The organism is Streptomyces sp. NPDC031379 (genome assembly GCF_055569615.1).
Genome location: NZ_JBVIIT010000054.1, coordinates 1 through 12,854, shown reverse-complemented (window position 1 = coordinate 12,854; position 12,854 = coordinate 1). Strand labels below are relative to the sequence as shown.

General features: G+C 71.9%; 13 protein-coding genes. 9 read left to right on the top strand and 4 right to left on the bottom strand.

What is annotated here, in order from left to right; genetic code table 11:
* Positions 1–109: 109 nt before the first annotated feature.
* Positions 110–496 carry a metallopeptidase family protein gene (locus ACZ5CW_RS40880; protein WP_468610859.1) on the bottom strand — a complete coding sequence of 129 codons (387 nt, stop codon included), beginning with the start codon at positions 494–496 and terminating at the stop codon, positions 110–112.
* 401 nt (positions 497–897) lie between these two features.
* Between ACZ5CW_RS40880 and ACZ5CW_RS40875 the strand changes: the two genes are divergently transcribed.
* The 6 genes from ACZ5CW_RS40875 to ACZ5CW_RS40850 all read left to right on the top strand — a co-directional run bounded on the left by ACZ5CW_RS40875 (position 898) and on the right by ACZ5CW_RS40850 (position 6,806).
* Positions 898–1,275 (top strand): DUF3499 domain-containing protein, encoded by a 378-nt coding sequence (locus ACZ5CW_RS40875; protein ID WP_468610857.1) that lies wholly within the window; start codon positions 898–900, stop codon positions 1,273–1,275.
* 144 nt (positions 1,276–1,419) lie between these two features.
* A complete protein-coding gene (locus tag ACZ5CW_RS40870) occupies positions 1,420–2,784 on the top strand; it encodes a phosphomannomutase/phosphoglucomutase (RefSeq protein WP_468610855.1) in 1,365 nt (454 codons plus the stop codon).
* A 196-nt stretch (positions 2,785–2,980) separates the two neighbouring features.
* Positions 2,981–3,151: a Trm112 family protein gene (locus ACZ5CW_RS40865; protein ID WP_393742724.1), complete on the top strand. Its 171-nt coding sequence runs from the start codon at positions 2,981–2,983 to the stop codon at positions 3,149–3,151.
* 85 nt (positions 3,152–3,236) lie between these two features.
* Positions 3,237–4,364, top strand: coding sequence for an SIS domain-containing protein (locus ACZ5CW_RS40860; RefSeq protein WP_468610853.1), 1,128 nt, complete (start codon positions 3,237–3,239; stop codon positions 4,362–4,364).
* Positions 4,365–4,525: 161 nt separating this feature from the next.
* Positions 4,526–5,677, top strand: a complete 1,152-nt coding sequence (manA, locus tag ACZ5CW_RS40855) for a mannose-6-phosphate isomerase, class I (RefSeq protein ID WP_468610851.1) — start codon at positions 4,526–4,528, stop codon at positions 5,675–5,677.
* A 148-nt stretch (positions 5,678–5,825) separates the two neighbouring features.
* Entirely contained in the window at positions 5,826–6,806 is a 981-nt protein-coding gene (locus ACZ5CW_RS40850) for a cation diffusion facilitator family transporter (RefSeq protein ID WP_468610849.1), read from the top strand.
* Between the two features lie 90 nt (positions 6,807–6,896).
* On the opposite strand, the gene lepB is transcribed toward ACZ5CW_RS40850, so the two are convergent.
* Positions 6,897–7,577: a signal peptidase I gene (gene lepB / locus ACZ5CW_RS40845; protein ID WP_468610847.1), complete on the bottom strand. Its 681-nt coding sequence runs from the start codon at positions 7,575–7,577 to the stop codon at positions 6,897–6,899.
* 495 nt (positions 7,578–8,072) lie between these two features.
* Here lepB and ahcY point away from each other — a divergent pair, with 495 nt between their 5' ends.
* A complete protein-coding gene (gene ahcY, locus ACZ5CW_RS40840) occupies positions 8,073–9,530 on the top strand; it encodes an adenosylhomocysteinase (protein WP_468610845.1) in 1,458 nt (485 codons plus the stop codon).
* A gap of 153 nt (positions 9,531–9,683) precedes the next feature.
* Positions 9,684–10,298, top strand: a complete 615-nt coding sequence (locus ACZ5CW_RS40835) for a hypothetical protein (protein ID WP_468610843.1) — start codon at positions 9,684–9,686, stop codon at positions 10,296–10,298.
* Positions 10,299–10,347: 49 nt separating this feature from the next.
* Here ACZ5CW_RS40835 and ACZ5CW_RS40830 read toward each other — a convergent pair whose 3' ends face one another.
* Complete coding sequence (locus tag ACZ5CW_RS40830) at positions 10,348–11,349, bottom strand: RDD family protein (protein WP_468610841.1); 1,002 nt, start codon at positions 11,347–11,349, stop codon at positions 10,348–10,350.
* 143 nt (positions 11,350–11,492) lie between these two features.
* Between ACZ5CW_RS40830 and ACZ5CW_RS40825 the strand changes: the two genes are divergently transcribed.
* On the top strand, positions 11,493–12,500 hold the full coding sequence (locus ACZ5CW_RS40825; RefSeq protein ID WP_468610839.1) for a stage II sporulation protein M: 1,008 nt from the start codon (positions 11,493–11,495) through the stop codon (positions 12,498–12,500).
* A gap of 129 nt (positions 12,501–12,629) precedes the next feature.
* Here the strand turns inward: ACZ5CW_RS40825 and ACZ5CW_RS40820 are convergent.
* Positions 12,630–12,854 (bottom strand): hypothetical protein (locus tag ACZ5CW_RS40820; RefSeq protein ID WP_468610837.1); only part of this gene is annotated, 225 nt, incomplete at its 5' end.

Genomic DNA, 12,854 nt, shown 5'->3' with positions numbered 1-12,854 from the left:
CCCCCCCCCCCCCCCCCCCCCCCCCCCCCCCCCCCCCCCCCCCCCCCCCCCCCCCCCCCCCCCCCCCCCCCCCCCCCCCCCCCCCCCCCCCGGGCAACAGCGGCCGGCCCTAATCCTCCCCGTACCGGGGATCCACCGTCTCCGGCGTGAGTCCCAGCAGCTCCGCCACCTGCTCCACGACCACCTCGTGCACCAGCGCGGCCCGCTCGTCGCGCCCCTTGGTCCGGATCTCCACCGGCCGCCGGTACACGACCACCCGCGCGCGCCGCCCGTCATGCGCAGGGATGGTCCCGCCGAGCGGCACGGCGTCGTCCGCCCAGACCGCCTGATCGCCCCGGCCCTCCAGCCGGGGCACCTCCAGCACGAGGAAGTCGATGTCCGCGAGCTGCGGCCACCGCCGCTCGAGGCGTTCCACGGAGTCCTGCACCAGATCCGCGAACACCTCCGCACGGCTGGCCGCCAGCGGCACCTGAGGCGGTGCGATCGGCCCGCGCATGCCCCGCCCGTGGCGATCACGACGACGGGGTCCGGGGCCGGCGGCACGGGGCGGTACACGGTTGTCCATCACTGGTGAAGCCTAGTCCCCGTGCGCTCCGCCCGCCCGGCTCCACGCGGCAACCGGCCACCGGCACACCCCCTGTCGCAGGTTGACCATTCCGGCCAAGGTCTGGCTCGTTTCCGTAACCCTCCAAGACCGCCGAACTCAAGGCAATTGACGGTGTTTGTGCCGACTGATGACCGGACGCGGTGCGGCCCCGGCCCCGCCGAGACCCCGTACACGCAGGTCAACGCGGTCTGCAAGGCGGGGCGTGTGGGGCGTTTCACAGACCGACACGGTGGAGTGACCTGGGGGAGAGTCGTCGCGGCCCGCTCAAGAGTGCGGTACCGTCCAACGTCGTGAGCCCTGTACGTCGCTGTTCGCGCACCGCCTGCGGCCGACCCGCCGTCGCGACGCTGACGTACGTCTACGCCGACTCGACCGCGGTCCTCGGCCCGCTCGCCACCTACGCCGAACCCCACTGCTACGACCTGTGCGCCGAGCACTCCGAGCGGCTGACCGCCCCCCGCGGCTGGGAAGTCGTCCGCCTCCTCGACGGTTCCGCTCCCGCGCGGCCCAGTGGAGACGACCTGGAAGCGCTTGCCAACGCCGTGCGCGAGGCGGCCCGACCGCAGGAGCGGGCGGCCGAGGCGGGCGGCGGCGGGCCCCGTACGGCGGACCCCATGGAGGTCGCCCGCCGCGGCCACCTGCGGGTCCTGCGCTCCCCGGACAACTGAGCGGCCCCACGCCGCCCCCTCGCCCGGTCGCACCCCTCGGTCACGGCTCGGAGTCCACTGGGCCTCCACCTGGTGTCCGGCCACCTCGCCCCTGCCCCGGCGGGTAGTTTGTGGGCACCCATAGGACTTTCAGGAGGGTTGGCCGTGACTGCTGATCTGTCGCAGATCGTGAAGGCGTACGACGTGCGCGGAGTGGTCCCGGACCAGTGGGACGAGACACTGGCCGGACTCTTCGGTGCCGCCTTCGCGGAGGTGACGGGTGCGGCGGCGATCGTCGTCGGCCACGACATGCGGCCCTCGTCCCCGGGCCTGTCCCGCGCCTTCGCACGCGGCGCGGCGAACCGCGGCGTGGACGTCACCGAGATCGGCCTGTGCTCCACGGACCAGCTGTACTACGCCTCGGGCGCGCTGAACCTGCCCGGCGCGATGTTCACCGCCTCCCACAACCCGGCCCAGTACAACGGCATCAAGCTGTGCCGCGCGGGCGCCGCCCCGGTCGGTCAGGACACCGGCCTCGCGCAGATCCGCGAACTGGCAGAGGAGTGGCTGGAGTCGGGCGCTCCCGAGCCGGTCGCCGAGCCGGGAACCCTCACCGCCCGCGAGACGTTGGAGGACTACGCGGCGTACCTGCGCTCCCTCGTCGACCTGACCTCCGTCCGCCCCCTGAAGGTCGTGGTCGACGCCGGCAACGGCATGGGCGGCCACACGGTCCCCACGGTCTTCGCCGGCCTGCCCCTGACCCTCGTCCCGATGTACTTCGAACTGGACGGCACCTTCCCGAACCACGAGGCCAACCCGCTCGACCCGGCCAACCTCGTGGACCTGCAGAAGCGGGTTCCGGCGGAGGGCGCCGACCTCGGCATCGCCTTCGACGGCGACGCGGACCGCTGCTTCGTCGTGGACGAGCACGGCGACCCGGTCTCCCCGTCCGCGATCACCGCCCTGGTCGCCGCGCGCGAACTGGCCCGCAACGGCGGCAAGGGCACGGTCATCCACAACCTGATCACGTCCCGCACGGTCCCGGAGGTGGTGAAGGAGAACGGCGGCGCCCCGGCCCGCACCCGCGTCGGCCACTCCTTCATCAAGGCCGAGATGGCCCGCACCGGCGCGATCTTCGGCGGTGAGCACTCCGCCCACTACTACTTCAAGGACTTCTGGAACGCCGACACGGGCATGCTGGCCGCCCTCCACGTGCTCGCGGCCCTCGGCGGCCAGGAGGGCCCCCTCTCCTCCCTCGTCGCCCAGTACGACCGCTACACGGGCTCCGGCGAGATCAACTCCACCGTCGCCGACCAGGCCGGCCGCCTCGCCGCGATCCGCGCCGCCTACGCGGGCCGCACCGACGTCACCCTGGACGACCTCGACGGCCTCACGGTCGCCGCCGCCGACTGGTGGTTCAACGTCCGCCCCTCCAACACGGAGCCGCTGCTCCGCCTGAACGCGGAGGCGAAGGACGAGGCCACGATGACCAAGATCCGCGACGAGGCCCTCGCCATCATCCGGGCCTGACACCTACCCCACCGGACGAGCCGCCCGCCTCACCCGCCGGCCGTCCGGTCCCGGCGGCGGGTGAGCAGCGTGCCAGGGCCGTGGGCGGAGCCCCCTCGGGGCGCCGCAAGCCGGCCGAATCCTCCGGCGCGGCCCTGTCGGCGGTACGCTGACCAGCACATCCACAGAGCCGTACCCGCCTCCGAAGGGACACCTCATGCCGCTCGAAGCCGGCCTCCTGGAGATCCTCGCCTGCCCGGCCTGCCACGCCCCCCTCAAGGAGCAGGAGACCGAGCTGATCTGCACGGGCCAGGACTGCGGCCTCGCCTACCCCGTCCGCGACGGCATCCCGGTCCTGCTCGTGGACGAGGCCCGCCGCCCGGAGTGACGGGGCCCGCCACCTCGTAGCGACGAGGCACCCCCCTCGCGCCCACCCCCGCCCAGGACCCGGCGACCGGAAGAGGCTGCTGCCCATGCTGGACGAATCGCTGCTCGACACCCCGGAGGGCCTCGCCGAGGCCGACCACCGAGGCCTGCTGCGCGGCGCGGCGGAGGCCGGCGCCCGCGTCCGCACCGCCGCCCGGCACGCCGCCGAGGCGGGCATCGGCGACCTCAAGCCCGACGGCCGCCCCCGCGCCGTCCTGATCGCGGGCCCCGGCGCCGCCGCCACCCACACCGCCGACCTCCTCGGCACGCTGGCCGGCGCCGGCAGCCCCGTCGTCCGGCTGTCCCCCACCGGCGTCGCCCCGGCCGCAGGCGCCCTGCGCTGGGAGCTGCCGGGCTGGGCCGGCTCCGTCGACCTGCTCCTGATCGCCACCCCGGACGGCAGCGAACCCAGCCTCTCCCTCCTCGTCGACCAGGCGTACCGGCGCGGCTGCTCGGTCGTCGCCGTGGCACCGCCCCGCACCCCGCTCGCCGAGGCGGTCGCCGGCGCGCACGGCCTGTTCGTACCGATGGCGACGGCACCGTACGACCAGGAGGAACCGCTCGCCGCGTCCTCCCCGGGCGTCTTCTGGGCCCTGCTGACCCCGCTCCTGGCGCTGCTGGACCGCATCGGCCTGCTCGGCGCCCAGCAGGACGCTCTGGAGAAGATCGCCGAGCGCCTGGACCAGGTCGCGGAGCGCTGCGGCCCGGCCATCGCCACCTACAGCAACCCGGCCAAGACCCTGGCCACGGAACTCGCCGACGCGCTTCCCGTCGTGTGGACGGAGGGCGTCTCGGCCGGCCCGGCGGGCCGCCGCTTCGCCGCCGCCCTCGCCGAACTCGCCGGCCGCCCCGCGCTCGTCGCCGAACTCCCCGAGGCGCTCGCCGTGCACAACGCCCTGCTGGCCGGCCCGCTCGCCGCCAGCGCCGACCCCGACGACTTCTTCCGTGACCGCCTGGAGGAGCCTCCCGCGCTGCACGCGCGCGTGGTGCTGCTCCGCGACCGCCCCATCGGCGGCCTCACCGCCGCCCCCGCCGCCCGTGACCTGGCCCTCAGCCACGACACCCCGATCAGCGAACTCGAACCGGAGGAGGGCGGCGAACTGGAGACCCTCGCGGAACTGATCGCCGTCACGGATTTCGCCGCCGTTTACCTGGCGCTCGCTTCCAGGGCCTGACCTGGCTCCGGGCCGGACGACCCGCGCCCGCGACGGACACAGGGACCGCCGCCCGCGATCGGCACAGCGCCCGGGACGACGCCCGGAACAGGTACCGGTCGCCGTACCGGTACCGGCCCGCCACCGGCCGAGCAGCGTACGTACGGAGACAGAGAAGACACATGGACCGCCTCGACAACACCGTCCGCCCCTACGCCTGGGGTTCCCCCACCGCCATCCCGCACCTGCTCGGCGTCGAGCCGACCGGCGAGCCCCAGGCGGAGATGTGGATGGGCGCGCACCCGGGCGCTCCTTCGCGCACCCCGCGCGGAACCCTCGTCGAGGTCATCGAGGCCGGCCCGGAGCGGGAACTCGGCGCCCGCGCGGTGGCGAGGTTCGGCCCCCGCCTGCCGTTCCTGCTCAAGCTCCTCGCCGCCGGCGCGCCCCTCTCCCTCCAGGTGCACCCCGACCTGCAGCAGGCCAAGGAGGGTTACGCGGACGAGGAGCGCCGCGGCGTCCCGGTCGACGCACCGCACCGCAACTACAAGGACGCCAACCACAAGCCCGAACTGATCTGCGCCCTCACCGAGTTCGACGGCCTGTGCGGATTCCGCGACCCGGTCCGGGCCGCCGACCTGCTCGACGGGCTCGGCGTCGACTCCCTCAAGCCGTACGTCGACCTCCTGCACGCCCACCCCGAGGACGCGGCCCTGCGCGAGGTCCTCACCGCCGTCCTCAGCGCCGACCCGGAGGAGATGGCCCACACGGTGGTCGAGGCCACCGCCGCCTGCACCCGCCTCGGCGGCGACTACGCCCCCTACGCCGACATCGCCCATCACTACCCGGGCGACCCCGGCGTCATCGCGGCCATGCTGCTCAACCACGTCCGCCTGCAGCCCGGCGAGGCCCTGTTCCTCGGCGCCGGCATCCCGCACGCCTACCTGAACGGCCTCGGCGTCGAGATCATGGCCAACTCCGACAACGTCCTGCGCTGCGGTCTGACGCCCAAGCACGTCGACGTCCCCGAACTCCTGCGCATCGTCCGCTTCGAGGCGAGCGACCCCGGCGTGCTGCGCCCCGAGGCGTCTCCGGACGGCGAGGAGGTCTACGAGACGCCGATCGAGGAGTTCCGGCTCTCCCGGTACGTCCTGTCCGAAGGCGGCAGCGCCCACGACATCACCCGTGACACCCCGCAGATCCTGCTCTGCACGGCCGGTTCCGTCCGGGCGGGCGAACACGAACTGAGCCCTGGCCGGTCGGTGTTCGTCCCCGCGGGCGAGAAGGCGGAGATCTCGGGTGCGGGCACCGTCTTCCGTGCCACCGTGATCGTATGACCGGGGTCGTGGACACCTGACGAGCCGGTGCCCGGCCGGGCTGCAAGAATGGCCCACCGGCAAAGGCCGGGCAAAGCCGGGTACACGTCTGGACGGCGTGGACGTACGAGGGCGACTGTCGCCAGAGGCGAAGGGACAACGCGGAAACATGAGCGCGTCAGGCGGTACCAGGGCGATCGTGGCGGCACTCGGCGCCAACCTCGCGATCGCGGCATCGAAGTTCGTGGCGTTCGCGTTCAGCGGCTCCTCCTCGATGCTCGCCGAGGGCGTCCACTCGCTCGCCGACTCCGGCAACCAGTTCCTGCTGCTGATCGGCGGCAAGAAGGCCCAGCGCGAGGCCACTCCGCAGCACCCCTTCGGCTACGGCCGCGAGCGGTACATCTACGCCTTCCTCGTCTCGATCGTCCTCTTCTCGGTCGGCGGCATGTTCGCCATCTACGAGGGCTACGAGAAGATCGTCCACCCGCACGAGGTCGAGCACTGGTACTGGCCGGTGGGCGTCCTCGTCTTCGCGATCGTCGCCGAGGGCTTCTCCTTCCGCACGGCCATCAAGGAGTCGAACGAGCTGCGCGGCAAGCTGTCCTGGTCGCAGTTCATCCGCCGCGCCAAGGCGCCGGAACTGCCCGTCGTCCTGCTGGAGGACTTCGGCGCGCTCATCGGTCTGGTCCTCGCCCTCTTCGGCGTCGGTCTCGCCCTGCTCACCGGCGACGGCGTCTGGGACGGCATCGGCACGGTCTGCATCGGTGTCCTGCTCGTCCTCATCGCCCTCGTCCTGGCCGCCGAGACCAAGTCGCTGCTGCTCGGCGAGGCCGCCGGCATCGAGGACGTCAGGAAGATCGAGGACGCGATCGTCGACGGCGACACGGTCACCGGCGTCATCCACATGCGCACGCTGCACCTCGGCCCCGAGGAACTGCTGGTCGCCGCCAAGATCGCCGTACAGCACGACGACACGGCCGCCGAGGTCGCGAACGCCATCAACGCCGCCGAGGCCCGCATCCGCACCGCCGTCCCCATCGCCCGGGTCATCTACCTCGAGCCCGACATATACAGCGAGGCCGAGGCCGCCAAGGGCCCGGACCCGGAGGCGACCCCGGGCGGCCCGAACCCGCAAGCCGCCGGTCACTGAGTCCTCTCACGGCCACGGGGCCCGCCGATCCGGCGGGCCCCGTGGCCGTTCTTCTTCCCCACCGCCGTCCCGGCCGGCCGCACGTCGTCGTCACACCGGCCGCACCGGCCACGGGGAGGGCGGCACCTGCGCCGCCCTCCGACGCCGTACGACCCCCGCCCCGATCCCGAGCCCGATGCCGATCAGGACGAGGACACCCCCGAGAAGCAGCGCCGTGGCGAGCAACGCCGGGGGCGTACGGTCGTCCGTCACCCGGCCCTCCACAGCGTCCACGGACACCGTGCCGCCCTCCTCGTCGAGGTGGAAACGCGAGTCCTGGGAGTTCGCGCGGTAGTCGCCCAGCAGGAACAGCCGGCCCGCCGGGACCTTCACGTCGTACGGCTGGTGCGCGCCGTCGCCGTCACCGCCGTACACGTACGGTTCCTCGATCGGCTCGCCGTTCACGGTCACCCGCTCCTGCGCGCCCACGAGCGTGCAGCACGCCACCCGGTCCCCGCCCACGCCGATGACCCGCTTCGCCAAAAGCGCGTCGACTCCGTAGGACTCCGGCGCCCTGAACATCACGACGTCACCGCGCCGCACCTCGCTCCCGTCGACGCGCTCCCAGAAGATCCGGTCACCCTCCGCGTACGTCGGCGCCATGCTGCCGCCCCCCAGGGTGGAGCTTCCGTACGCCGCCCGCATATAGGTGAAGGCGCCGATCGCCAGCACCAGCCCCAGCACCCCCACCACGAGCGCCCCGATTCCCAGTCCCCGCCCTCTGCCTGCCATGTTCGTCCTCCCACGCGGCCCGTCCGCGGCGCGGAGAATAGCGGCCGCTCCCCCCAGCCACCGTGTGGGGGTCCCAGGCGGCCGAGACGAAACCGGCGCCGGCCTGAAGGTGAAAAATCCCAGTTCACGCCGGTCCGTCGACCGCGAACCCGGCCCGGCTCCACGGTTCCCGCACCACCGCCGGCAGGCCCTCCCGCCCTCGCTCCCCACCTCGAAGCCGCCTTACGTATGGCTCAAGCCATGCCAAGGCGGACTGGGGTCGACGGGGTCCTCCGGTGTAGCTTGGGACGGAGCCAGACGTCGCTGCTGATGGCGGTCGGGCGGTCCCGTGACGGAACCGTCCGAGGGAGAGAGGGCCTCCGACGGACTGCGCTGCGCGTACGTGGGCATGTCTGTGTCCTCTTCTCGGGCACACCTGTCTCGGGCACAGCTGTGCCCGCCGCCGCGCAGACCAGCCGTACCCACCTCGCCTCCGACCCCGAGGAGCAGCTCGCAATGACGACTGTCGACAACCGACAGGACTTCAAGGTCGCCGACCTCTCGCTGGCCGAGTTCGGCCGCAAGGAGATCACCCTCGCCGAGCACGAGATGCCCGGCCTGATGGCGATCCGCCGGGAGTACGCCGAGACGCAGCCGCTGGCCGGCGCCCGCGTCACCGGCTCCCTGCACATGACGGTGCAGACCGCCGTCCTCATCGAGACCCTGGCCGCCCTGGGCGCTCAGGTCCGCTGGGCCTCCTGCAACATCTTCTCCACCCAGGACCACGCGGCCGCCGCCATCGCCGTCGGCCCGAACGGCACGCCCGACAACCCGCAGGGCATCCCGGTCTTCGCCTGGAAGGGCGAGACCCTGGAGGAGTACTGGTGGTGCACCGAGCAGGCGCTGACCTGGCCTGACAGCCCCACCGGCGGCCCGAACATGATCCTGGACGACGGCGGCGACGCCACGCTCCTGGTCCACAAGGGCGTCGAGTACGAGAAGGACGGCAAGGTCCCCTCCGTCGACACCGCCGAGTCCGACGAGCACCGCGTCATCCTCGAACTCCTGCACCGCACCATCACGGACGGCTCGCAGAAGTGGACCCAGCTGGCGTCCGAGATCCGCGGCGTCACCGAGGAGACCACCACCGGTGTCCACCGCCTGTACGAGATGCAGCGCGACGGCTCCCTCCTCTTCCCGGCGATCAACGTCAACGACGCGGTCACCAAGTCGAAGTTCGACAACAAGTACGGCTGCCGTCACTCCCTGGTCGACGGCATCAACCGCGCCACCGACGTCCTGATCGGCGGCAAGACCGCCGTCGTGTGCGGCTACGGCGACGTGGGCAAGGGCTGCGCCGAGTCCCTGCGCGGCCAGGGCGCCCGCGTGATCATCACCGAGATCGACCCGATCTGCGCCCTGCAGGCGGCGATGGACGGCTACCAGGTCACCACCCTGGACGAGGTCGTCGAGACCGCCGACATCTTCATCACCACCACCGGCAACAAGGACATCATCCTTGCGTCGGACATGGAGAAGATGAAGCACCAGGCGATCGTCGGCAACATCGGTCACTTCGACAACGAGATCGACATGGCCGGCCTCGCCAAGATCCCCGGCATCGTCAAGGACGAGGTCAAGCCCCAGGTCCACACCTGGAAGTTCCCCGACGGCAAGGTCATCATCGTGCTGTCCGAGGGCCGCCTGCTGAACCTGGGCAACGCCACCGGCCACCCGTCGTTCGTGATGTCCAATTCCTTCGCGGACCAGACCCTGGCCCAGATCGAGCTGTTCACCAAGCCCGACGAGTACCCGATCGGCGTCTACGTGCTGCCCAAGCACCTCGACGAGAAGGTCGCCCGCCTCCACCTGGACGCCCTCGGCGTCAAGCTCACCACGCTGCGCCCGGAGCAGGCCTCGTACATCGGTGTCGAGGTCGACGGCCCGTTCAAGCCGGACCACTACCGCTACTGAGCGGTCCGGTGCAGCCCGTGGCGAGCGCGTCGGTACGCCGACGCGCTCCCCAGCGGCAGTAGTACCTCAGAGGCAGGCCCCCGCACCCCCGTGCCGGGGGCCTGCCCCTTTGGCCGCTGCGGCCCGATCAGCCCGTCACGACCCAGGACCCTCATGCCCCGCGGCCGCTATTCGCTCCACGACCCGCACGATCACACCCCCCTCGCGGAAGAGCACTTCCAGTGCGCCCCCGGCCCGTCCGGCTGGCGCTACGTCTCCCAGCTCACGACTCCGGACGGCGATCACGCCGGCTCGGTCGACCTCGCCCTGGACGACCTCGGCCGCCCCATCCGCCTGGAACTCCACGCGGGAGGCTGGCAGGTGCGCGGCGCCGCCCTCGACGGCGTGACCTGGGTCCGTACGGACCCCACCGGCACCCATGCCACCGAAGGCAATGTGCGCGCCCACGCCTTCACCGGCACGTCCCCCGCGTTCCTCGTCGCCACCGCCCGTCTTCTGCGCCTCACCCCCTCCGCAGCCGCGACCCGCGTACGCCTGGTGGCCTTCACGGACCCGGTCCTCGCCCCCCGCACCGTGGACCAGTCCTGGACCTTGCTGAACAGCGAAGCACACGCCACTGACAACGGCCCGCTGACCGTGGACGAATACCAGGTCACGGCCCTGGACACCGGCGAACGGCACTCCGTCCACATCGCCGGCGACGTCGTCCTGGCCGCGCCCGGGATCGAGCTGGAAGACCTTCAGTCGCCGCCGTCGCGGTTCGACTGAACCCCGCGCACGCGAACTCGGACGCCGCGCCCACGAGGAGCACCGGGACCTACGCCGGCGGTGCGAACCCGGTGGCCGGTCGATCGGCGGGCGGCTGGTCATGAGCCGGTACCGCCGACGGGGACGCCGATGGAGCGAGGGGAGCCTCGACCGGTGGGGCCGCCTGAGGCTGTGACGCCTGTTGGGGCTGCTGTGCCCAGCCCTGAGCCTGAGCGGACTGAACCGGACTCTGTGGCCATGCCCCCGCCGAAGGCGGGTAACCGCTCGGCGGACCGGGCTGCGTCACGGGCGGGGCGAAGGAAGGGGAGCCGAACGCCTGCCGGGCCTCCCGGGACTGCCGCTCGTGCACCACGGCCGCCAGGAAAGCGGCCGGCGGAATCCCCTGCGGCACCGGAACCCCCGTCCGCGCCGCGAGATCGTCCGCGAGCCGCTGCGCCATACCGAGGGAAACCTGCGGTTCGAGCTGCTGCATCCGGGTCAGGTACTGCCGGACGGCGAGCCACAGCCCGTCCGGAACCGCCGACAGATCCAGCCCGGTGAACCGGCCCGCGAGCCAGGGGGGCGGAGGCGGAACGAAACCGGTCCGTCCGGCGGGTATCCGCTCGCGCACGACCAGGGTGCCCGCGAACACGTCCCCGAGCCGCCGCCCGCGTGCCGACACCAACGAGGCGATGCAGGCCACCACCCCGAACGTCATCAGGATCTCGACGACACCGATCGCGCCCCGCACCAGCGCGTGCCGGAACCGGATCGGCCCGCCGTCGTCCCGCACCACGCGCAGCCCGAGCGCCAGCTTCCCCAGCGAACGCCCATGACCGAGCGTCTCCACCGCTATGGGCCCGCCGACCAGCACCAGCAGAAACGTCGCGATCGACAACGCCATCTGCGCGGCCTCGTCCAGAGAGGACGTCGTCGCCACCAGCACCACGGTCACGAGGATGTACACGACCATGGCGGCCACCAGGTCGAGCAGTACCGCCAGCGCCCTGCTCGGCAGCTTCGCGGGCCGTAGCTCGAGCGCCACCGCCTCGCCCGTCACCAGCTCACTCACGCCCGCCGCCCTTCCCTGGTCCGCCCCGTGATCCGCAAGTCTGCCAAGCTGTGGGCGCATCGCGCCGCAGTACGACAAGCTGACAGCACGCACGAGCATCCACCACCAGCAGCCGGCGACCGGCCGAGGAGCAGGCAGACCCGATGGACCTGGACGTCTTCGTCTCCGTACACCGTGCCGAATGGGACCGCCTCGACGCCCTGCTCCGTCGCCGGCGGCGTCTCGACGGAGCCGAAGCCGACGAACTCGTCGCCCTCTACCAGCGCACCGCCACCCACCTCTCCCTCATCCAGTCCAGCGCTCCGGACCCGCAGCTGACCGGGCGGCTCAGCCAACTCGTCGCACGCGCGCGCAGTGCCGTCACCGGACCCCGCCGTGCCTCGTGGCGTGACGTCACGCGCTTCCTGGGCCGGGGCTTCCCGGCCGCCGTCTACCGCGCACGTCACTGGTGGGTACCCACCGCGCTCGTCTCCACGGCCGTCGCGATCCTCCTGGGCTGGTGGATCGGCACCCATCCGGACGTGCAGTCGTCCATCGCGGCCCCCAGCCAGCTGCGTGAGATGACCCGCCCGGGCGGCGAGTACGAGACCTACTACTCCAGCCACCCGGCGACCTCCTTCGCCGCCCAGGTGTGGACGAACAACGCCCAGGCAGCCGCGATGTGCCTGGTCCTGGGCGTCTTCCTGGGGCTGCCGGTCCTCTTCATCCTCTTCGAGAACATGCTCAACCTCGGAGTCGGCTTCGGCCTCATGTCCTCGGCCGGCCGCCTCGACACCTTCCTCGGCCTGATCCTGCCGCACGGCCTGCTCGAGCTGACCGCGGTCTTCGTCGCCGCCGGCACGGGCCTGCGCCTGGGCTGGACGCTGATCGACCCCGGGCCGCGCACCAGGCGCACGGCTCTCGCGGAAGAGGGACGTTCGGCGATCGCCATGGCCATCGGACTCGCCCTGGTCCTGTTCGTCTCCGGCGCGGTCGAAGGCTTCGTCACCCCGTCCGGCCTGCCGACCTGGGCCCGCATCGCCATCGGAATCGCGGCCGAGCTGGCATTCCTTACGTACGTCTACGTCCTCGGCGGCCGCGCGGCACGCGAAGGCGAGACGGGCGATCTCGAGGCGGGGGAGCGCAGCGCCACCGTCCCCACCGCCGCGTGATGTGCATCCACCCCCTGTGAGCTGCTAGTCTCCTCTTCGCCCCGCAAGAACCGTTGACACGGAAGGCGCGGGGAGGTAGATTCAAACAGTTGCCCGGAACTGGACAAGTTCGGAGGCGGCCGCTAGACTCTACATCGCTTCCGAGAAGTCACAACGACATTCAGAAGAAGCATCCTCCCGAATATTCAGAATTGAGTGGCTGGTCAGACCGGCCAAGAACTTCTGATAAAGTCGGAACCGCCGGAAAGGAAACCGCGAAAGCGGGAACCTGGAAAGCACCGAGGAAATCGGATCGAGAAAAGATCTGATAGAGTCGGAAACACCGAAGGGAAGCCCGGAGGAAAGCCCGAGAGG

Bases quoted from the DNA above. Each gene is read 5' to 3' on its own strand.
- ACZ5CW_RS40880 (WP_468610859.1), bottom strand. From the start codon at position 496: ATGCGCGGGCCGATCGCACCGCCTCAGGTGCCGCTGGCGGCCAGCCGT.
- ACZ5CW_RS40865 (WP_393742724.1), top strand. From the start codon at position 2,981: ATGCCGCTCGAAGCCGGCCTCCTGGAGATCCTCGCCTGCCCGGCCTGC.
- ACZ5CW_RS40860 (WP_468610853.1), top strand. From the start codon at position 3,237: ATGCTGGACGAATCGCTGCTCGACACCCCGGAGGGCCTCGCCGAGGCC.
- manA (WP_468610851.1), top strand. From the start codon at position 4,526: ATGGACCGCCTCGACAACACCGTCCGCCCCTACGCCTGGGGTTCCCCC.
- ACZ5CW_RS40850 (WP_468610849.1), top strand. From the start codon at position 5,826: ATGAGCGCGTCAGGCGGTACCAGGGCGATCGTGGCGGCACTCGGCGCC.
- lepB (WP_468610847.1), bottom strand. From the start codon at position 7,577: ATGGCAGGCAGAGGGCGGGGACTGGGAATCGGGGCGCTCGTGGTGGGG.
- ahcY (WP_468610845.1), top strand. From the start codon at position 8,073: ATGACGACTGTCGACAACCGACAGGACTTCAAGGTCGCCGACCTCTCG.
- ACZ5CW_RS40835 (WP_468610843.1), top strand. From the start codon at position 9,684: ATGCCCCGCGGCCGCTATTCGCTCCACGACCCGCACGATCACACCCCC.
- ACZ5CW_RS40825 (WP_468610839.1), top strand. From the start codon at position 11,493: ATGGACCTGGACGTCTTCGTCTCCGTACACCGTGCCGAATGGGACCGC.